The 20,517-nt window shown below is 39.0% G+C and carries 19 protein-coding genes; 8 read left to right on the top strand and 11 right to left on the bottom strand.

Going from position 1 to position 20,517, the window contains the following annotated elements; genetic code table 11:
- Positions 1-410: 410 nt before the first annotated feature.
- From QZ738_RS03055 to QZ738_RS03090, 8 genes are read left to right on the top strand one after another with little or no spacing between them, the layout of a single operon-like run.
- Positions 411-1,949, top strand: a complete 1,539-nt coding sequence (locus QZ738_RS03055) for a hypothetical protein (RefSeq protein ID WP_293784386.1) — start codon at positions 411-413, stop codon at positions 1,947-1,949.
- 26 nt (positions 1,950-1,975) lie between these two features.
- Complete coding sequence (locus QZ738_RS03060) at positions 1,976-2,314, top strand: hypothetical protein (protein WP_293784389.1); 339 nt, start codon at positions 1,976-1,978, stop codon at positions 2,312-2,314.
- Between the two features lie 18 nt (positions 2,315-2,332).
- Positions 2,333-3,976 carry a hypothetical protein gene (locus tag QZ738_RS03065; protein WP_293784392.1) on the top strand — a complete coding sequence of 548 codons (1,644 nt, stop codon included), beginning with the start codon at positions 2,333-2,335 and terminating at the stop codon, positions 3,974-3,976.
- A 6-nt stretch (positions 3,977-3,982) separates the two neighbouring features.
- A complete protein-coding gene (locus tag QZ738_RS03070; RefSeq protein WP_293784395.1) occupies positions 3,983-7,888 on the top strand; it encodes a hypothetical protein in 3,906 nt (1,301 codons plus the stop codon).
- Entirely contained in the window at positions 7,888-9,171 is a 1,284-nt protein-coding gene (locus tag QZ738_RS03075; protein WP_293784398.1) for a hypothetical protein, read from the top strand. Before QZ738_RS03070 ends, QZ738_RS03075 begins: the two co-directional genes overlap by 1 nt.
- Before the next feature lie 25 nt (positions 9,172-9,196).
- Entirely contained in the window at positions 9,197-9,766 is a 570-nt protein-coding gene (locus tag QZ738_RS03080; RefSeq protein ID WP_293784401.1) for a TerD family protein, read from the top strand.
- Positions 9,763-10,416: a TerD family protein gene (locus tag QZ738_RS03085; protein ID WP_293784404.1), complete on the top strand. Its 654-nt coding sequence runs from the start codon at positions 9,763-9,765 to the stop codon at positions 10,414-10,416. The genes QZ738_RS03080 and QZ738_RS03085 overlap by 4 nt, the downstream gene beginning before the upstream one ends.
- Positions 10,417-10,428: 12 nt before the next feature.
- Complete coding sequence (locus QZ738_RS03090; protein WP_293784407.1) at positions 10,429-11,139, top strand: OmpA family protein; 711 nt, start codon at positions 10,429-10,431, stop codon at positions 11,137-11,139.
- Between the two features lie 693 nt (positions 11,140-11,832).
- Here the strand turns inward: QZ738_RS03090 and QZ738_RS03095 are convergent.
- The 11 genes from QZ738_RS03095 to QZ738_RS03145 all read right to left on the bottom strand — a co-directional run bounded on the left by QZ738_RS03095 (position 11,833) and on the right by QZ738_RS03145 (position 20,514).
- A complete protein-coding gene (locus QZ738_RS03095; RefSeq protein WP_293784410.1) occupies positions 11,833-12,078 on the bottom strand; it encodes a hypothetical protein in 246 nt (81 codons plus the stop codon).
- Between the two features lie 130 nt (positions 12,079-12,208).
- Positions 12,209-12,733 (bottom strand): thermonuclease family protein, encoded by a 525-nt coding sequence (locus QZ738_RS03100; RefSeq protein ID WP_293784413.1) that lies wholly within the window; start codon positions 12,731-12,733, stop codon positions 12,209-12,211.
- The gene (locus tag QZ738_RS03105) at positions 12,715-12,927 is read right to left on the bottom strand and encodes a hypothetical protein (protein WP_293784416.1); all 213 of its coding nucleotides are present in this window, start codon (positions 12,925-12,927) and stop codon (positions 12,715-12,717) included. The genes QZ738_RS03100 and QZ738_RS03105 overlap by 19 nt, the downstream gene beginning before the upstream one ends.
- Before the next feature lie 15 nt (positions 12,928-12,942).
- Entirely contained in the window at positions 12,943-13,242 is a 300-nt protein-coding gene (locus tag QZ738_RS03110; protein WP_293784419.1) for a DUF6804 family protein, read from the bottom strand.
- A 35-nt stretch (positions 13,243-13,277) separates the two neighbouring features.
- The gene (locus QZ738_RS03115) at positions 13,278-14,765 is read right to left on the bottom strand and encodes a DUF4407 domain-containing protein (protein ID WP_293784422.1); all 1,488 of its coding nucleotides are present in this window, start codon (positions 14,763-14,765) and stop codon (positions 13,278-13,280) included.
- Complete coding sequence (locus QZ738_RS03120; RefSeq protein ID WP_293784425.1) at positions 14,762-16,261, bottom strand: protein kinase; 1,500 nt, start codon at positions 16,259-16,261, stop codon at positions 14,762-14,764. The genes QZ738_RS03115 and QZ738_RS03120 overlap by 4 nt, the downstream gene beginning before the upstream one ends.
- Entirely contained in the window at positions 16,242-17,150 is a 909-nt protein-coding gene (locus tag QZ738_RS03125) for a protein phosphatase 2C domain-containing protein (protein WP_293784428.1), read from the bottom strand. The genes QZ738_RS03120 and QZ738_RS03125 overlap by 20 nt, the downstream gene beginning before the upstream one ends.
- Positions 17,151-17,152: 2 nt before the next feature.
- Positions 17,153-17,815, bottom strand: a complete 663-nt coding sequence (locus tag QZ738_RS03130; RefSeq protein ID WP_293784431.1) for a vWA domain-containing protein — start codon at positions 17,813-17,815, stop codon at positions 17,153-17,155.
- Between the two features lie 171 nt (positions 17,816-17,986).
- Positions 17,987-18,325: a hypothetical protein gene (locus QZ738_RS03135; protein WP_293784434.1), complete on the bottom strand. Its 339-nt coding sequence runs from the start codon at positions 18,323-18,325 to the stop codon at positions 17,987-17,989.
- A gap of 191 nt (positions 18,326-18,516) precedes the next feature.
- On the bottom strand, positions 18,517-19,581 hold the full coding sequence (locus tag QZ738_RS03140) for a type I restriction endonuclease (protein ID WP_293784437.1): 1,065 nt from the start codon (positions 19,579-19,581) through the stop codon (positions 18,517-18,519).
- Between the two features lie 267 nt (positions 19,582-19,848).
- Positions 19,849-20,514, bottom strand: coding sequence for a response regulator (locus QZ738_RS03145; protein WP_293784440.1), 666 nt, complete (start codon positions 20,512-20,514; stop codon positions 19,849-19,851).
- Between the last annotated feature and the right edge of the window lie 3 nt (positions 20,515-20,517).

Genomic DNA, 20,517 nt, shown 5'->3' on the forward strand with positions numbered 1-20,517 from the left:
TAAATCAGAATCATACGCTTCTGAGGCTATTATGAAAGCGGAGCAAAATGCTATGGTTTTAGCAAAATAGAAGATTATTTATTTAGATGAATAAAGCTGCCTGTTTTGGGCGGCTTTTTTTGTTTAAGGAGATGATCCAAAGAATATTTTTGTATGATGTGAAGCTAGCCGATGGTAAATTTTAATTGGATTTTAATCCTTTTACACCTGTCTCCGCATTGAGCAGGTGATATACAGGGCTTAATTTTAGATGACTGGTTCCAATGAGGAAAATGTGATGGTTTCTAAAAATTAAATCAAAATTTTATTGCCTATAATTTTCTCTTTACGGTTTTCCGTAAGGATTGCCGTTGCCGTGCTTATACTTTTGGTTAACTAAACCATACTTAAAGCACCAAAATGTATAAATTATGAAAACAGGCAATACCCGGAACTTTATCAGGATCATGGGATTATTGGGACTATTTGCAATTTCAGCTTGTAAAAGTTCCGGAGAATCTCAATCAGAAGATCCCTTCGCAGCTATAAATTTCAACCTTTATGATCAGGATTTAGGAAAACGTATTGAAGCCTACCATAGCGCGAATACTCCCGGTAGTGAGACCAAAAAAGGCACTCCTGCACTTTATATTGATTTTTCCTCTGGGATAAACAAGGCTTTTAGCGACCCTGCGATTAAAAGTATGATGTCAGCCTGCTTCAATACCGTTCTTACGCAACAGTTTGAAGTTTACAAATTAGGGTCAAATAAAATATCATTACTCAATGTAGCCAACACGACTGAACTGGGGCAACAGGTGAGCGACCCGAAACAATATGCAGACATTTGGGCACCTTTGCAGGCAACAGTAGAAAAAATTGTTGCCGGTAACAGCGATGCACTGCTGATAACTGATTTTGAGGAGTGGCAAAAAAATATCGAGGTGACCAATACCGCCTTCCTGAAAATCCCATTCTCCAGGTGGCTTGAAAAAGGAAATTCCATTCACTTTTTTATTGCCGATTACCAGGAAGGTAAGGTGAATAAACATCTTTATTTTACCATATTCAGTTATGGTCGTTCTGATGCGGGAAGTTTGATCTCAAAACTCGAATCGAAGCTTTCACCATCAACAACACGGTTTGATTTATCCAATAGTACTTATCAGCTATCTACGGCCTATCCTTCCGAAAAATCGGGAGGTATTTTTTACGATGAGACTGCAAAATCTGAAAAGGCCAAAAATATACTTGATTTAAAAGAGGGTTACATTAATGGGCTTAAAAACGGACAGGACTTTGAGTTTTATCCGCTTGGGTTGGATTGGAAAAACATCGATCAACTGCACCATACTTATGCCGCACAAAACCAGTTTAACGATTTCTTCAGGAAACTTTTTATTGACCTCAATAATGAAGATAGTTACACTTTTGGAAACTTCAAAGTGAAAGTTTCGGATGTGACAGCTGATTTCGAAAACTTTGCAAAAGCAGAAGAGGCTAAAAAACACCAGCCAAAACTAAGCAAGGGCAGTAATGGCGAGGCCAAGTTTTCTGATCAGGAAAAGGATGCAATTGCATTATCCTGTTATAATGCCGATGGAAAATTAAAAGAAAAATGGATTTATAAGGCACAGGCATCCAACCTGCTTAATGAGGTTTTTACCCTCAACCAAACCCTTTTCGCCAATACCAGGGCATCCAACCCTAAACACGTAGAATTTGGTGTTTCTTTCGACCCTAAATTCAGTATAGCCAACATCCCTAATCCTGATGGGTTAATAAAGGTAGAAATTTTACCCAGCACGGTCACACCAAATTTGCAGGGCGCTAAAATGACGAAATTCGAGTGGATAAATTCAAAAAATGCCCCAAATACCGCTTTGTCAGAATCGATAAAAAATACTTTACAGGAACTCAAACCTGTAGATAAAGTAGTGTACTCTTACTACATCAAAACTAAACAGTAATCTAAAATCATTAAAATCATTCTAAAATGGAATCAGCTTCAGCGTACATCATCTCAATCATCACCGCATTGATCTTTCTTCTTTTATCTGCCATCATTGCAAATGCCATCAAATTTGAAGGAGGGAGTAACCCCAAAGATCCGCAGGCACGTAAAACCTGGTTCTGGATACTGGCTATCCTAAATCCGGCTGTATGTTTTTTATTAGGCTATTATGCGTTTAAGCCCGATGCAAACATCATGGTCGTAAATAATTATGTTACAGCCTTGAGTATTGGTACCGCTATCGGTTTTATGCTCTACATTCTAATCGGTTTTGTCATGAGCAAAATATTTGCCACCGGAAAAATCGGACACTGGTTTTAATCCCTAATCATAATAGCAATGGATAAATTATTTGTCATAGCCATAGGCGGTACAGGGATGCGCTGTCTGGAAGCCTTTACCCACCTGTGCGGAATTGGGATGTTCGACAATCAGGAAATCGAAATCCTCACGCTTGATACCGACCAGAATAACGGGAACAAAGGGCGGGTTGAAGAATTGATCAGCCTTTACAACCGGATCAAAACAACCGGCGCCAGCCTGGGCGGAACCCCAAACGCAAATACCTTTTTCTCGGCAAAACTGAATTTACACCGGTTTTTCACCAATTATGCTAGCCCTGGAAGAGAAACCTATAAAAACATCAGTAAAATTACAACAGGTTCGCCAGAACAGCAGAAAGCCAATAAATTAATTTCGGATCTGTTTTTAGACAATGGCTCGGTACAGGAATTTGCTTTAGAACATGGCTACCGGGCGCAAACTCACCTGGGTTCTATGCTGATGTATCACGGCATAGTAGAAGCTGCCCGAAATATCGTCAAAGGTTCCGCAATCGAATTGCAGGAACGCGAACTGGATACTTTTATGGGCAAACTCGAGGGGGCGGGTGCAAATGCCAGGGTTTTTATTTTTGGTTCTATATTCGGTGGTACAGGTGCCTCATCCATCCCCGTGATCCCGAAAGCGCTACAGGATTTTGTAAAAATCCGCTCTAATGGCAACGCCAGTATCGATTTCGCAAAGGCCAAATTTGGTTCAACTTTATTAACGGAGTATTTCACTTTTAGTAAACCCGATGATAAACAGAAGGCCAGCAAAGCCAATAGCGTAATTGCCGATTCGTCGTTTTTTCCGCTAAACAGTCAGGCGGCGTTACAGTTTTACCAAAGCGATCCTACTGTTCAAAGGTGTTACAAACTGCTTTATCATATTGGCTGGCCAATAGAAAGCAAAAAAATTGATGGCAACAACGTTTCCAATCAAACCATCACCGGTGGGGGCGAACAGAAAAATCCTTGTCACATTACAGAATTGTTATGTGCCTGTGCGGCTTACGATTTCTTTACCCGCAACGATGGTTTTAGCAGCGCAAAGGCCGATTACCTCTATAAAGCGGTAGAATTTAAGGATAATTCGTTCAATTTCTCTTTTGACGACTTTATAGGCAATGAAAATCAATCGGGCGAAATCTTTGTAAATAAATTAGGTGCTTTTTTCTCCCTGGCACACATTTCTTTAACCAAAAACGGTGGCGCTTTTGATGATGCAGGCATAAAAGGATTCATTAAACAATGCGAAAACCAAAAACTCAACCAATACAGTACCATTACCGATGCGGAATGCAAAGACATCAACGAATATTTTAAACTCTTTGCCTACACCTTTAAAGATGCGAAATTTATACCAGGCTGGCTTTATCAGGTGAGGAATTCCGTTGCACCGGGCCGGTTCCTTTTTGATAGCAAAGCTTTTCCAGATAATCCTTCCGAACTAAAAAAACTGGATGTTGGTACCATTTTCCTTGATGAAAAACACCATTGGAGCAAAGGACGATTTTTTAGCGATCGATATAATGTTTTTGTGGAGAATCTGATCAATACCAATCCAAAAGAGGAGCAAAAAGTAAATACCACCAAAGAGAAATTCCTCGCTCATATTTTTAACGCACTTACCATTTCACAAAACTTCGATATAAACTAAAGCACCATGTCTGATAAAAGAATCAAAGCACTGGCGATAAAAGTTCATCCCAAAACAGAGCCGAATGGCGTCGAATTTGCCTGGGATAAAATCCCTCAGCTGGAAGTATTTACCAAAAACATCCTGATCCCTGAAATTGCTGTTGATCAGGATGGTAATGCTGCTGTTAATATCGGAACGATTGTCTCAGGTATACCATCTGTATTTGCCCGTGCTAATTTATTCAAAAATGCGATAGATAACATCCGCGATAAAGATGCTGAAGCATCGGGTTTAATGTTATTCTATAAGTCGCTCATAAGCGAATGGAAAGGCCTGATCAGTTGCATAGCCTTAAACTATAAAGATATAGAAGTTAATAGGATTCATCTATCTTATTCAGATGGCCAGCACTTAAATACCACTGCAAACCTATACGAGCCTACTGGTGCATTTGGCAACATGCTATTCGAGCGTAAGCCTTTGTGGTGTGATCAATCATTGGCTAATAATACCGACAGGATACCCTTTATCGACGTCATTTCGTTTAAAGGTCATGTTATCGGCGGAACCTCTCCTGATAGTTTTGTGTTTACTTCAGTATCTTACCAGATCAGGGAGAAATTTCCCTTTATCAATGTTCAGAATGGAAAATTTATCGATCCTTTGCAGTCGGAGATTAATCCGCAGGAACTCTCTACACTTTACGGATATGCCAGGCACATTTTAGATCACATTGAAAGGTTCAGGTTAAATTATGCTGGTGTAGACGAGCTGATCAGGCCGGAGTATGGCAATATTTCGACTTGTATCCAGGCCTGGATGAACGAGATGGTGATTTATCAACAGACCAAAGGTTACCATAAACTTGATCAATCCACTCCGCCTGAAGTCGGTTCGTTATTTAATTATCCTTTTAGCCTGCTTTTTAATTATTCTACAGCATTATTTGGTTCGGAAGGAATGATCTACAACGAATCGAAAGAAGGCAGTATCCTGTTTGATCCGAAAGATCTACTGCTTCCTGATACTACCGAAATTGCCCAGATCGATTTTGGCAGGGATGGAATGGAAACCTGGAACTTCCTGAAATCAAAACCTATACTGCTCCTGGCCGCCGAAACCAAAGGGCAACTGAACAGCTATGCCTATTTTACCCTACCCTTAACGCCACTGGCATTAAATGTTTTCGGTGCCACGCTTGATGCATTGGTGGGTATTTCCGAATCATCGAACGTAAAATCGCGGATTAACGCCATTTACGATCCGGCAGATAAAGACGGCGAACGCCTGATTGTTCAGTTAAAGTTATATACCGAAACCGGAAACGAAATTGTCAAAGAGGTTATTTATAAGATAACCGCCGAATCGATCAGCGGCAAGGATATTTTAATGTGGCCAAATTTTATTTCCAAACAATGGAACCGATACTTCCTGTATTCGGAAATACCACATAACGATGCTAAGTTTCAGGCTACGCCATTTATCGGCAATGTGGACGACGATTTTTTCAGAATCGCACTGGATGAAAAAGGCATTCCTTTATACCTGGCAACTAACGGAAAAGCAGTAATAATCCCCGAAAAATATGGCAATATTAAAGCCCGGTTGCATATTGCATCCAACAATGCAGTGGCCGACAATAAATATAAATATGAAATATACGAAAGCAATAAACCGTTTAAAGGCGTAAAATTTGCACATGCTGGGGTTGATTGCGGTTTTGGTATTATCCGTTACGATGGATCGGGCAATACGCAGGCTTTACCCGTAAATATGTTAAGTGCGCCAAGGGCACTGTCACCAGCCTTTTTAGGTGTCGATTTTGGCAGTACAAATTCTTCTATTGCTTATTTTTCCGATCAGCGGAACGAGGTTTGCGAAAACCTGAAACTCACCAATAAAAGGGTCTCATTATTGTCTACAGACAGTAAAAATAACGACGAACGTCCCGCTGTTGAAGATGAAATTTTCTTTTTCCAGAACGACGAAATCCTCACCAATTCCATCAAATCAGTATTAACGATTCACGATCCGAGAAGAGTGGTAAATGATGGCAACATCCAGGTCAATTCTTTATTGGCCCAGGCCGTAAAAGGTGGTTTCCCCTGTTTTGAGAAAAACCTGCCCATCGAAAATGCAGAAAACAACCGCTACATTTTAGGGTATAACCGGATTGGCCGGGCGGAGCTGGTGTACAATATGAAATGGTCGACCCAGCAGATTGATAAAAGTTATAAAACAGCATACCTCAGTACCTTACTCTTACATGTGTACGCACAGTTATTTATTGAAGGACATGAGCCACATACTTTAAAATGGTCGTACCCTTCATCAATGGGAAAAGAATTGTTAAGTGAATACAGGGGAATATGGGATTCGCTTAAAGAAATATCGCCAATTGAAAGCCAGGTGAAATTAAAAACCTTCCCTCCTTCCGATCTTTCTGATCTCGGGGATACGTCGGGCAGCAGCTGGAGCACTTCGGCTGCGCAGTCTGATGGATGGGGCAGTCAAGCTTCAACACCTGCGGCTACGCCCTCGGCATGGGGTTCAACAGGTACCGGAAATAGCACCTGGGGCGAACAAGCCAAAGCAGGGGAAGCCACTGGATGGGGAAATGATGCAAGAAAAACACTTACAGCTGTTGACATCAAAACGGAAACCGGTCCGTTAAGGTTCGATTTCAAAAAGTTGAGCAATGAAGAGTCCTTATCAGAAGCATGTGCGGTAGCCAATTATCTGGTACGCCCGAATGGAGGATATTCCATTAATCCCGGCGAGTTGGTGCTTTGTTTTGATATTGGAGGGAGTACAACAGATATTACTGCCCTTTGCCAGATGGAAGGCGGAAAGGCCATGATCAAACAGAATTCCATCCGCTTTGCGGCCGAACGGGTGGCGCAGGCAACGAAATTTTCTCCAAATTTTAAAAATGTACTGCTCCGGATTTGTGAAAAGAAAAAAATATCGATCCAAGGGCTAAATTCCGGCACTCCTAAATTCAACGAAAATACCGCACCCTATTATTTCGAACAAGTGGTTGATCGGTTGCAAGCTTCAGATTTTGAAACTTTTTATCTCTTAATCGCCGCCGAATGCAAGGAAATGATGAGCATTAACCTCTACGTTACCGGCCTGATTATGTTTTACGCAGGTCAGCTGGCCTATAAACTACGGAATGAAATTGTAAAATCAGAAGATGCACCACCTGCCGTTAAAGCCATTCCACCGAAAATAAAAATAGCATTTGCAGGTAAAGGCGCAAGAATATTCGACTGGTTTACCGCGGTAAATCCGGCCGCAGCTGATGATTATTATACGCAGATGTTTATCAGGGGAATGGGTGGAGAAGCAGTGGCGAAACAAACCATTAGCCCCATTACCACAAGCCCTTTAAAAATAATCGATATCAATTCGCAACGCGGAACAGATAACGCGGATGTTAAATACGAAGTGTCAAAAGGTTTGGCCATCCCAACCAATATCACCAGTATTCTGGTGCCGACCAACAAACAGGCCATTGAAATATTAGGCGAAGATAATTTCTGTGTGGTTACGCCAAATGGCGAATTTAAATACCTTGAATCAACTAATTCCATTACGCCCGAAATGCTGGAACACATTGGCAATCATTTTATCTGTTTGCCAAAGGAAGGCAAAGCGCATTGCCCAAGATTTATGGATTTTGCCGATCTGTTTTACAAGGTTTCCTCCAGCATGTTCGGTTTAAAAATGAACGCCACAGATTTTATGGCCGGTTTTCAGGATATGAACATCGAGAACTATATCAAAGGAGAACCCGATTTTATCAAAGCACAAAAGCGGAAACAAGATGATCAGAAAGATTTTGATTATGTAGTGCCGATCATTATTCTGGAAGGGATGAAATTCTTTGAAAAACATTTGCTTAAGGGTATTCAAAAACAATAATGATGGGGTTTTGTGTGTTGGCAAAAATATCGAAGCGGACGGTTACTATCTGGTATCAATCAGACAGTAACCCTTATGCCCCATTAAAAATGAGGGAGTCGAACGAAGTTCCCCTGTACTTTTATGTAAATGGCAACGATTTTATTTTTGGTGCCGCAGCAAAGGAACGCTTTTACAAAAACGATCCTTATGCTTATGGCAATTATTTCGAAATAGTAAAAGATCCGGCGAAACATTTCAGTATATATGGCAATAAAAAACCAGTTAAACAGCTATTTTATTATGGTATTGAACAATACTTATCGTACTTTTTAAACACGGTATTATACAAATCAGATTCTATCGAATCGTACAGACAGCAGTTCCCTTTGCGCTTTTTATTTGATGATGATATTGAAGACAATGAGAAGTCGCTGATTGAAAACCTGTTTCTGGAGGCTGGCTATTTTAATGTAGGCCGTATTGGATATCACCGTGCCCTTTTTAATACACTCTCCCAAAAGCAGATTTTATCCAACGATAAGGCCATTTTATTTATGAATGGCGTTGATGATGTACTTTATTTAAACCTCTACAAAAATATCAGGGAGGAAGCGCTTGGTACAGCTAAGCTACCCGGTCAGGGTGCTGACCCCAGGGTAAAAATCCTGGCCGATATGGTTGTAGAATATATCATCCTGCAAAATTCTTATCTGTCTGTTGATAAAAATGAAGAAATCGCTTTCCTGCTTCCCTTCTGTGCGGCTTTGCTTCAAAACATCAGTCCGATTATAAAAGGCGAAGCCGAACTATCCGATGGAAACCGGTATTGGTTTAACCTAAGAGAAAGAAATCTGAACGACAGGCTACAATATTATGCCAATGACGGGATGATTTTAACGGCAATAGACGATCTGCTGAAGACCAACAATTTGCAGGCAAATGCTGTGATGATCCTGCTGGGATCAGAAGAAATCAGCACCTCGTATTTTTCTGACAAACTATTAAAAAAGTATCCTCATGTTAGGGCTTTGCAGCCTGCCGATATTAAAGATACTATGCTGGCGATTTTCCAGGCAATTGCCAGTGCCGGGTACAAAGTTGAAGCAAAAGTGCCTGCTCCGCCTCCGGTATTGGTTCGTCCTCCGCTCCCAGCGCCAAAATTGCCACCACCATTACCACCAAAAAAGCCAGGCGATATCCCAAAACCCATAAATATCCCCAGGTTGCCTGAAATAAAAGCAACACCAAACACTAAAAATAATCCGGTAAAACTACCGCCCTTACCTCCAAAAAAGAAATAGGGCGTATAAACTAAAAATTGATGAAATGGCTATACAAATAGAAAAAAGAAAACCTGTTTCCCTAATCGGGGAAGAACCCGGCTTAAAACACATTATTGCAGGCCTGGGCTGGGATACTGCTGTTGTAAACGGACACCCCGTAGACCTGGATCTCTCGGTATTTATGCTGGGCGAAAACGGTAAACTACTTGCTGATGAATACTTTGTTTTTTATAACAATGATACCAGCCCTGATGGTTCAACCCACTACCCTGGCGATAGCAGGGGTGGCGAAGGCGAGGGAGATGATGAGGTCATCCACATCGATTTATCCAAAATAAATCCGAAGGTAGAGTTCCTTTATTTTGCCGTAACCATTGATCAGAGTGAAGAAAGAGGACACCATTTTGGCCACGTTCAAAACTCCTATATCAATATCAGAAACCGTGCTGATCAATCGGTTTTATGCCAATACCAGCTTAAAGAGGAATTTACAAATGAGGATTCCATTATGATTGCTTCCATTTCCAGAAACGGGGGATCATGGAATGTTGAGGCCCTTGGTCAGGCCTTTTCGGGCGGTTTAAATACACTAATAGCATTATATCAATCATGAGCAGTTTTAATTTGAATAAGGGAGACCGGTTCTCTCTGTCCAAGGCAGCACCAGGACTCACTATTGTAAAAATAGGAATGGGCTGGAACCCTAATGAAGAACCAGGCGGTCCGGAGTTCGACCTTGATGTTTCGGCGTTTTCGATCGGAGGCGATTTCAAGATCCCTTCCGACTCATACTTCACCTTTTACGGGCAAATCCGAATGGGTAACAAAATTGAGGATAAAGTAGAAAAAGGTCTCTTTAGGCCATTTACAGAAGACGGTGCCATTATCGGCGCCATTGATGATCCGGACGGGAGCAGAAGCGACGGCGACGATGATGAAGATATGTTTATCGATTTATCAAAAGTTAACCCTAAGGTAGAGCAGATTATTATCTGCTGCACCATCTGTAAATACCCTAACGACAATAAAAAAGACAGGAGAACATTAGACCTGAATTTTGGAAAAGTGAACGACTGCTACATCAGGATTGTGGATGAAAGCAATGGTTCGGAAATCCTGCGCTACGATCTTAAAGACCAGTATACAAATGAAGATGCCGTAGAGTTTGGGCGTTTGTTCCGTGTGGGAGAAAGCTGGGAGTTTGAAGCAATGGGCAGGGCACATACAGGCAGTTTGCAAACTTTGGTTGATATGTACACCTAAGAATAGAAAATTATGGCATTCGATTTAAATAAAAACGATGGTGCTAAAACAGCCCCATCTAAATTTGATCTTTCAAAAGGAGAGATTGAAAAAACCGCTGGCAGATCGAAGGGATGGCTACTTGGTTTATTCGGGGTACTGGTTGTTGGTGGTGGCATCTGGTATTATGCAACAGGTAAAACAGATCCTGCAGCAAAGGCATCCATACCTGCTGTTTCTTCAAATACGGCTTCAGTTGTTGTTCCGGAAACACCAGCTAACAAAAACGTTGACGGTATGGATACCACGGCTGTTATCCAGGCAAAATCACCTGCAGTAAAAGAAGATTTGACCATTAAAACCCGCCAGAAGGCAGCGCCTGTTAAATTACCAACCAAAGCGCTCAGGGATTTAAACCATAGCATACCCGTAACATTTGTACAGGGTTCATCATCTTTTGCAAACACTAATGAAGTTTTGATCAGGCGCATTGTGACTTATTTGGTTAACAACCCAATGGCATCCATACATATTGATGGTTATGCCAGCAGTGATGGTCCGATAGCGCTAAACCAGCAGATATCGCAGGCAAGGGCCGATGCCTTCAAAAATCACTTAAATGAATTAAATATCGATGCAAGCAGGATAAGCACCACAGGAAAAGGAATTAAAAACCCTGTTGCCTCCAATAAAACCGCCGGTGGAAGAAAAAAGAACAGGCGTGTTGAGATAACATTGCTATAAACCTAAATTCGATTAATATTTATTCTTAAGGACTAATCTTGGACTAATGAGTCTAGCGCGATCGTTATGCTGAATTTATTTTACAAGTAGTGCTAGTATTTTTTAATTGCATTGTAGCTACTGCGTGGTCAGCATCTTTCCTCCTAGATAGACCCTGAAATAAATTCAGGGTGACGACCATGAACTAAAAATATCTTCAAGAGACTGTTTAAGGGTATATCAATTATCGGAATCAGGTTATTAGTTAATCATTTAAAAAAAATTGTGGCAAAAAGAAGGACTAGGAAAACAAAACAAAGGGGTTTTAAAGAAACCTTAATCTTTTTGGGGATGCTTTTTAGCGGCATCCTCTTTATCATCAAAATCATTTTCGGGCGCATAGGCTGGGTAGAAGTTTTTGCGCCTGTAATCATCGTATTTCTGATCCTTTTCCTCCTCTCAGTATTAAGAACGGCAGTGCGGAAAATTTAGTTAAAAAAAATAAAAACCCTGTGCTAAAGGTTATAGTTGGCCAGCTAGCGCAGTGGTTTAATGGTTAAACTTGTGGCATGGTAAAGTTTCCGCTAAAGTCGATCACACAACCAGCATAATCTAAATTAATTACGTTGTTTAAGAAGATCTTTACCGTATCATCATAACCGGTTGTTGGTATGGTAAATAATTTTAGGGAAAGTTAGACTTCCCCTAAAATTATTACAATTTTGACATCACACATTCAACAAATTGCTTTCTTGGTCTGGGTGCAGGCACTGTTTTGCAACATGCATCAATAGCATTCCTGATTTCTTGATCCGAATTGCTTTTGTGCTTTTTGATTTTGGCTACCAGGTAATCTACTTCCCATTTCTCTTCGCATGAAAAGAATCTACCATCTCTTCCATCTCTGATTTTTCGATTGTCGTAATCTTCCCAATCTTCATTTAAAATTCTTTGTGGCATAATTGATTTTTTAAGGTTTAACATTATAGCTTTCGCTACCTTAAAAGTGCAAACATCAAGTCAGTTTATTTTACGGGAAACCACAGGGGACCGTTTTACTTAATTATACTTTGTAAGCAGCATCGGGCTGCTACTTTGCTAAAACATGCTTCATCCCTCGCCATTCCCATGGGGCAATCGCAGTGCTGTCCTGCCATAAACCTGTTTTGTTTTTCCTGGCGGTCATTTCCAATTGAGCATAAAGCGGATCGCTGGAGTACTTTTTGAAATGCCAGGCCATGCCCTGTTTAATCATTTCCTGATTGATTACCTGTTTTTTATCGTTAATCACCAGGGCGATCAGTCTTTTATAGCGGTCATATTTTTGGCCCTGAACCGTAACTATTCGTCCAAAGCATAAATCAGATAAGGCCTGTTTGGCTTGGGTACCAAAAGGCTGGTGCCTGCGTTTCTCGGGGCAATCAATATGTGCCAACCGGATTTTAACCGGGTGGTTCTGGTACAAAACTTCCATGGTGTCGCCATCTAAAATGCGGATCACTTTGGCGGGAAAAACCAGGTTGCTATAATCGATGCCTATGTTTCCAGCTGGCTGGATGAAGCATGACTGGAGCGTAAGCAGCAACAGCAGCAGGCTTACTTTTCCCAGGCGCATAACGTTTTGCCGTCTTTTTTGGCTTTTTCGATATCTACCTTTACAATTTTGTAAGTACAATTACTTAATCCGCGACAATTTGAGCTATTGTGGTATTTTTTAGCTCCAGGGCTGTTGCAGATGTATACGGTTGTAGTTTCTTTGCAGGTAACGTTTACGAAGAAGAAGATGATTAGGGAGAGGGTTTTCATCATTAATGAAGTTTTATATTATCTTGGTAAATTTTTTGTTTTTCTATAAATTGAAAGGATTAGTCCAATCGCCACTAACACATCTATCATATTCCATAGGTATCTACTGAATGCGATTTTAATTATGGGCTGAAACAAAACAGCCAACGCAGTGTAAATAATAGCGACGTTAAGATGGCCTTTACTGCATGTCCGATATGCTAAAATTCCAAATCCTATCATTGCTAAAAACCTAACCAGTTGGTAGTAACCATAAGGCATATTTATAAGGCAAATCAATAAGAGTAGTGCTAAGGAAACCTTTATTTTATTTTCCATTACAAATTATTTTTGAGAATAACTCTTCGTTAAAATCAGGATGACTTTTCAAATTCAAGAATTTCATTTGTCAATTTATCTTTTAACTTTAAATAATTATCAGTTAATTCAAGTATGATATACTCCGTTTTATTGTCCAACAAATCAATATCAATTTCATGTTTACTCCTATATCCCCATTCTCCCTTATTGTATTGATTATTTTTGAGGTGAAGTAAGGAATTTCCCTTTAACGAGCCATTATGGAAATAATATTCAGTATTATCTACCGCCCCCTTCTGCATCCAAAATATGCCAGATATCTTGTTATCAGATTCAGTAAGCAGACCTGGATTCTGGAAATTGGTATTGGTTGTTATGTATTGAGGCTTTTGATTTGATTTTAACTTATTCAGCTCGTCATCATACCACTTTTTCACTGCTATTTTAGCAAGATTTGCCTGTTTTTGAGAAATGTCTTGAAGAAGACTTTCATTTGCTTTTATCTCCGCATCGAGTTTAGTTTTATTTATTAAAAGCCGAGTTTCACTTTTGAGCTTAGTTATTTTGTCTATTTCTTCCAAAAGATTATTTATCTCAGAATTTTTGTCTGAAATAATTCTCTTTTGCTCAATAAAAACTTCGTATTCCATTCTGTCTAAAATTTCATCATAAGGCCCTCTTGGAATCATGAGTTTAACAATTAAAGGAAGTATTTCAAGCGAAATAAAAAGCAAAGTTATCACCCAATGGAATACACCAAGTTCATACAACGCACCAATCCGCATTTCTGCTCCATCAAATTTTTGTATAATTCCCTTATCATATAATTTTTCAATAGATAATCCATCTTGACTATTCATTAATTCATCATTCAATTTTACAAGATTGGAATTTAGTGAATCAACTAATTGGCTATAACGAAAAGATTTAGTTTCCCATTCTTTTGCTTTTGGTCCATACCTTTTTATTCCTGTTAGGCCTTTTCCATTTTTTTCTGCAACTGCCTTTGCATAAGCATCATCTCTTAATGATGTATTTAGCACTATCTGTTCTTTCGTATTTGCAATCTGATTTTTAAGAGGGATGGTTGTTTGATTATTCAGCCCAATTTGTTGACTAAGAATTTTCTCTTCAATTTTTTGGGTAATTTCTTTTTCAAAAAACTTCATCTCTAAAGGGGTTGATATGACAATTCCTATAAACAAAGCGAGAATAAACCTTGGGTATGCTTTTTGTAATTCATTCTTTAAAACTCCTGTTTTACGAATAGTGGATACAATATTTCTATCTACAGTAAAAATAATTATACCCCATAAAATGCCGCATAATAGGTATTGCCAATGAATATCGAAAGATAGCTCATTTGCGTTTTTCTTTGCGAATGCATAAGTTATAAAGAAAGTCGAAGATATAACTGATAGGATTGACACAAAAAATACCGCCATTCCCATTCCAATAAATTTTCCTTTTTCAATAGGACATTCTGAGAGGACTTGTTTTTTTGCGCCACTACACCAAATAAAAAAATCTCCAATTATCATAATATATGTTTTATTTGATCTAATACTTGCGATATCCGATGAATCTTAGGATTCTCCTTAATAAGCTTTTCTGATGTCAGTGAAATATTATTTGTTTCAATATTGATTGATAAATCAAGGTTAAAGCCTTGAAAGGTCAACCTATCCATACTGTAGTATTGTTGAATCTCTGGAGTGGGTACTATTAAGGATTCTATTATCGGGGTTGGAAAGACTTTAATCTCCAATTGTGATTCCGTTTGCCCGTAATACCCTATTGCTGTAAGCTTAAATTTTTGATTTTTAGCAGGCTTAGTTTTCACCGAACCCTTAGATTTTAATTGGCCTAAGTTTGGATCGATTTCAATTGTATGTGCATTCTCAACTTCCCAACTCAGTTCCACATCCAAACTATCAATAATTGCATTTTTATCAGTTCTAAAGAATAGGATTTTTGGCGGTTGTTGTATTGCAAATAGGGCAGATTTCCAATCGCTGTAAGAAGTTCTAGCAACAGGGTTTTTGTACCCGAAATTTATCGTATGAGCCAGCTTTTCTCTAACTAGCTGTGGTATTGCTAAGTTAAGCCAAGGTAAATATTGATCGTAAATGGCTTCATTTGCTTTTTGAAAGTAGGACGCACTTTTGTTAATATCAGGCCATTGATTTTGAGGAGTAAAATACTGCTTTGATATCCTAGGAGATAATTCCGTTAAGAAGAATAATGGATGGAATGTGGTCATTAGATAATGAATGCCAACAGCAACAGACCATCTATCAGAATAAACATCAACTTTTATTTTATCCCCTAGTTGTATATTTGTTTGTTGCTCCCATATCTCAGGTGCAACCCAATCGTTCGCAGCACCCCAAGTTGATGGCTCGTCATCTGGGTTTTCAGTTATAACCCCGCTATCAAAATCAATTATAGCGACTTGTCCCAATGTCAAGTTGATAAATAACGCCTCCGGCTTTAAATCTGCGTGTATAAATTGAAAATCTTCCAATACTTTAAATGCTGAAACCAATTGATAGGCTATTTGCATTTTTTTTTCAATTGGAAAGTTTTGATATTGGGCCAAATATGACGGATTTTGCAAGAAATGCTGGAACTCAGTAAAACCAAGGCTTACAAGGTTGTCTGCCATAAATCCAGAGATTTGATTCCCGTTAACGACTCCCTTAAAACTGTATTGTGGTATCCCAGCGAAAGCAGGATAAATTTCTATAATGTCTTGACTTTTTTGTGCCAAGAGTGTCTGGTTTTCATTGTTGACTTTTTTCTGAAGTCTTTGCGTAGTTTTGAAGCTGTGCTCTTCAGAACCTTTTAGATTGTCTTTGAAAATTTTGACAACCAATTTTTTAACCGTAGGAATTCCATTAATGGAAATGCAGTGATAAACTTCTCCAAATCCACCAACGGCAAATGGCTTGTCTTCGATTTCGATTGAATTTACAAGATCAAACTCTGTCCTGATGCCGCTTGATAAGCCACTGTTAACTAATATCTTCTTCATTTATAGGGTTGCTTTTCAGCTGTTTCTCATAAATCGTCTGATGATATCCTATTGTATTTTCTGAAATTATAATACCAATGGTCGTATCATCATGCATGATAGTTTTTTCTTTTAATTCACATAGATATTGGATTAAAACATGTTCGAGATCTTCGGCCGTCGAATCCTTGGGATTTCTGCTAAGAAAATTTGAAAGTTGCGAATAAAGAATTGGCATGGTTTCTTCTCCCTTAATCCATATCGTATTATTTGAGTCTTTCCCAATTGGGATGGCATCATTACTAAATACACCGTCTGTGGTGGCTAAAATTATTTCGCCAGGTGGGAATTGATTTTTGTTTAAAATCAAGATAGTTGGTAGGTACTGTCTATCCGATATCGATAGATAACGATATAAGGCAGCTTTCCCGTCTTGTTCAATCGTATGTGGATTTAACAAGTTTACCGAATTCCATGGTAGATAGAAGTTTTTGCTAAATGTATTGAACCTACCATCTACATGCCATATAGATCCATTGCCAGAATATGCAATAAGATATGTATTGTCACAATCGAGGATGCAAATAAGAGTTGTACCTAGTGAGGAGTTCTTGTCAATCGTATTAAAGTCAAACTCACTACTATTTTTGGCAAATTCCATTAAAGATACTTTGACATCTTTATATAGTATTTCAAGATTTAGTTCTTCAATTGTTTGTATTTGTTCTATTAGTTCTTTTAATTTACTAGAACAAAATTTAGCAGCAATCTCTGATTTGAAGTGAGAACCAATGCCATCAGCTATAATTACACCAGAAATACCTAAAAGTTTGTTCTTCACTACTAGGCAAAAATCTTGATTTATACTATTTTTGTTCGTCTCAGTCGCGCATGCTATTAGCTTTCCCATGTTTAGTCAATTTTAATTCCAGCTGATTGGCTGATTGAACGTTCAAAGAAAGCCCTTAATGCTTCACCATCATAAACTGTTGTGTAGAAGGTAGCCGGATCTGTACTAACTTCCTTTAATACTTTCTGAGCATCAGTACTCGTTTCACCAACAGTTCCAAAATATGCGCAAGCTATGTTTATCTTTGGATTTGACTTTAGATTTGCTGCAACACTAATAGTTGTTTGAGGTTGGAAACACATACCATCAGACATCAGTAGTATTAGTACTTTATGAGGTACTCCGTCTATTGGGTTACTGTTTAAGAAACTTTCGGCAAGTTTCTTTGCTTCATTTAATGCTTCAAAAATTTGTGTTCCACCACCTTTTCCAATAGTCGGATCATAGTCCTCACCCATTAGGCGATTAAAGTCGAAGGATGTTGGTGGTAATGTCACCGTAGCAGTTTCGTCAAATTTTATACAGGCAAAAGAAAAATTCTGTTTTACGCGACTAACATTTAGTCGGTTGAATAATTCTACCACACCAGAATTAACCTCTTTTGCTTTTGTCGAGTTCATAGGGGCTTTGTCTGTCATTGAGCCACTGCCATCTAAAACGAGAATGCCCAGTTGATGAAAGTACCTCGGTATTACCGGAGTTCCAATAGGAGCGTTTGTTTCCATTTTAATTTAAGATAAAGTTGATAATGTTAACTATTCAAAAGTATAGAAGCCCAAGCCTCAAACCTTACGGGAAACCGTAACGCCAAAAAATATTTCCTTAGAAATAACCATTGTAAATGGTTTATTTTCAATATCTTAAATTTGTCAGAATCTTCAATGAGAGAAAACCTGTCATTCTTTTATCGGTTTGATATAATCTTCCGATTTTTCTTTCTTCCACCAGCTATTATCGAGGCGTTTAATAGACATAAATGTTCGGGTTATGCCTGGTTTCATGGTGGCAGTATCGAGGTGCCTGGGCCATACGTGGATAATGGTATCGGGGCCGATTCGTACCCACCAGAATGTTTTGCCATAACGTTTGGTCGTGTAAACTTCGCTAATGGTTCCTTTAATTGTTTTCGTGTTAAAACCAGCCTCCATGAGTTGATAGGTGATTACTTTCTTTTTTTGAGCCCGGGCGTAGCCTGTGGCAAATAGCGACAATAGCACTATGATCAGGTTTTTCATTGTGCTAAGGTATTCAGGCTAAAAACGGATTCTTTACGGCTAACCCCAGCGAGGATTATTTTAACCAAAGAAGGTTGGATGGTAGATGTATATTTAAGGGAATAACATACAATAGAAAATGAGAGATTGTTCTGTCTGCTCACAACAAACAATGAAACAACCTCTACATTTCGAGAGCATGAAGCGTTTATTTAATAATTCGTTATGGTTTGATGTAGTTGATCCCTGTAATTGTAAAGCTCATCAAGACTGAACAACTGTTTTTTCTCGCCGGCGTCTTTTCCGTTGTGGAAAGTTTCGAGGTATTTATTGGTCGTATTAAAATAGAACCTGCAGATCGGTTTGCGGTTATTGTCATCCAACAGTACCCCAAAGTAAGATTGGGTATCACGCGCGGCAATGCGTGCCGCAGGAATTTTTTCGCGTAAAATGGCCTTTACAATCTGGAAGGCTTCCAGTTCCTCTTCGGTTGTTACAATTTTTGAGGCATCAGCATCTCCAATAACGGAAATCACTTTATCTTCTTCCTTTTTATCTATTTTCTCATTAATGTTCAATGCTGATTTTAAACGGTCGCTGATGGATTCGTTAATGGAAATGGCCAGGGCTTTTTTGGTATATTCTTTAAAGGCAATCATCCGGTTTGCAGTTAAAGGCTTATTGAAAAACCGGTTCACCAATAACTTTACCATTTCATCAGAGGGGCTATCTGTTTCTTTTTCAAATTCCTTTCTGATGGCTTTGATGTATTTTAAACCTTCGGCCGAATCGAGGATTGTTTCCAGGTTATACTCGTTTTTGGTAAAACTTTCGAGTATTTTGATGGCGTTATCCTTCAAATCCTCAATATCAATGGTCAGGAAAGGTTTTTCATCCATAATGTTCGGTTTTTCAAGGTCGGCGTAAAAATTATAAACCGTACCGTTGGTTAATACGCCAAACCTGGCTTTAGACACATGATAATAACGGTGCAACTGAGAATTGTGCGCATCGGCATTTTCTTTCCAATGTTTACATTCAAAGATCAGAATGGGCTCGTTGTTTTTACGGATCACGTAATCTACTTTTTCCCCTTTTTTGGTGCCGATATCACAAATGTGCTCCGGGATTACTTCTGTGGGATTAAAAATATCGTAACCCAGGATTTGAATAAATGGCATTACAAATGCATTTTTCGTCGCCTCTTCGGTATTGATCTGGTCTTTTAATCCAACCACCCGCTGGTGGAGTTGTTCTAATTTTAATTTAAGATCCATTTAAGCGTTGCTTTTGGTTTGTTGAGCAAAAGTAGTGCGGCTGAAAATGTTATCCTTACGGGAAACCGTAGCAGGGCGAAGATCATGGCATTAACTGTTTGAAATTGATTCAAACTGTGTCTCCATTAATTTCTGATTTTATGTGGATTGATAAAATGCTTATTGCAGCAACGAGTTCTTCATTCCCCTTACAATGGAGGCCGGGGGAATATGCATTCAGCACTTTTAATCAATTGACCCGCCAATTGCTTATCGCCAGACACCGTTCTAAATAATCCCGATATCTTTACAATAGGCAATGAGCTGTTCGTTTTTGGAGAAACCTAATACCTCTTTCATCAAATTAAGACGTTTTTCAATGCTGCTGAGGCCTGATGGCTTAATGTTGTGCTCCTGCAGATAATAGGGGATATTTTTTTGAGGTGTCCCCTCCACGAGTTGAGAAATAATGGCAATATCTAAATCTGTAAAATCGTGCGAATTATTTTCTTTTCTGGCCTGTTTTAGGTCTGGTGAAAGGTATTTCTTATGATTGTAGATGGCATTAATGGCCAGCTTGAGGTACTGACCATCGTGGCGGGCTTTTCTGACATAGCCGTCTATATTCATTTCTTTGAATAACATGTCGATAACTGCCGGTTTACTTTCTCCCGAAAACACCAGGATTTTTAATTCAGGCTGTAATGTTTTGGCCGCTGTAATGAGTTCGGCACCTCCGGCAATTTTTTGCCGGTTATGGTCTTCCTCAAAATAGAGGTCGGTAATCAACAAATCGTAAGGGCGCTCCATTTTAATGGCATTTTTTATCCAGGTTAGGGCATCATCGCAATAATAAACATATTCAGGTTTTTCTGAACCCAAATCGGCCAGTGTTTTCTGTAGCGAAATATTCTGTGTTTCTTGATCTTCGGCAATGAGTATTCTTTTAAACATATT

Source organism: uncultured Pedobacter sp., from assembly GCF_913776295.1.
GTDB lineage: Bacteria > Bacteroidota > Bacteroidia > Sphingobacteriales > Sphingobacteriaceae > Pedobacter.

Excerpts from the sequence above, each read along its gene's own strand:
- QZ738_RS03105 (WP_293784416.1), bottom strand. The coding sequence starts at position 12,927 with ATGATGAAAACCCTCTCCCTAATCATCTTCTTCTTCGTAAACGTTACC.
- QZ738_RS03120 (WP_293784425.1), bottom strand. The coding sequence starts at position 16,261 with ATGAAGAAGATATTAGTTAACAGTGGCTTATCAAGCGGCATCAGGACA.
- QZ738_RS03070 (WP_293784395.1), top strand. The coding sequence starts at position 3,983 with ATGTCTGATAAAAGAATCAAAGCACTGGCGATAAAAGTTCATCCCAAA.
- QZ738_RS03065 (WP_293784392.1), top strand. The coding sequence starts at position 2,333 with ATGGATAAATTATTTGTCATAGCCATAGGCGGTACAGGGATGCGCTGT.
- QZ738_RS03095 (WP_293784410.1), bottom strand. The coding sequence starts at position 12,078 with ATGCCACAAAGAATTTTAAATGAAGATTGGGAAGATTACGACAATCGA.
- QZ738_RS03085 (WP_293784404.1), top strand. The coding sequence starts at position 9,763 with ATGAGCAGTTTTAATTTGAATAAGGGAGACCGGTTCTCTCTGTCCAAG.
- QZ738_RS03145 (WP_293784440.1), bottom strand. The coding sequence starts at position 20,514 with ATGTTTAAAAGAATACTCATTGCCGAAGATCAAGAAACACAGAATATT.
- QZ738_RS03135 (WP_293784434.1), bottom strand. The coding sequence starts at position 18,325 with ATGAAAAACCTGATCATAGTGCTATTGTCGCTATTTGCCACAGGCTAC.
- QZ738_RS03080 (WP_293784401.1), top strand. The coding sequence starts at position 9,197 with ATGGCTATACAAATAGAAAAAAGAAAACCTGTTTCCCTAATCGGGGAA.
- QZ738_RS03075 (WP_293784398.1), top strand. The coding sequence starts at position 7,888 with ATGATGGGGTTTTGTGTGTTGGCAAAAATATCGAAGCGGACGGTTACT.
- QZ738_RS03090 (WP_293784407.1), top strand. The coding sequence starts at position 10,429 with ATGGCATTCGATTTAAATAAAAACGATGGTGCTAAAACAGCCCCATCT.
- QZ738_RS03060 (WP_293784389.1), top strand. The coding sequence starts at position 1,976 with ATGGAATCAGCTTCAGCGTACATCATCTCAATCATCACCGCATTGATC.
- QZ738_RS03055 (WP_293784386.1), top strand. The coding sequence starts at position 411 with ATGAAAACAGGCAATACCCGGAACTTTATCAGGATCATGGGATTATTG.
- QZ738_RS03110 (WP_293784419.1), bottom strand. The coding sequence starts at position 13,242 with ATGGAAAATAAAATAAAGGTTTCCTTAGCACTACTCTTATTGATTTGC.
- QZ738_RS03125 (WP_293784428.1), bottom strand. The coding sequence starts at position 17,150 with ATGGGAAAGCTAATAGCATGCGCGACTGAGACGAACAAAAATAGTATA.
- QZ738_RS03100 (WP_293784413.1), bottom strand. The coding sequence starts at position 12,733 with ATGCGCCTGGGAAAAGTAAGCCTGCTGCTGTTGCTGCTTACGCTCCAG.
- QZ738_RS03140 (WP_293784437.1), bottom strand. The coding sequence starts at position 19,581 with ATGGATCTTAAATTAAAATTAGAACAACTCCACCAGCGGGTGGTTGGA.
- QZ738_RS03130 (WP_293784431.1), bottom strand. The coding sequence starts at position 17,815 with ATGGAAACAAACGCTCCTATTGGAACTCCGGTAATACCGAGGTACTTT.
- QZ738_RS03115 (WP_293784422.1), bottom strand. The coding sequence starts at position 14,765 with ATGATAATTGGAGATTTTTTTATTTGGTGTAGTGGCGCAAAAAAACAA.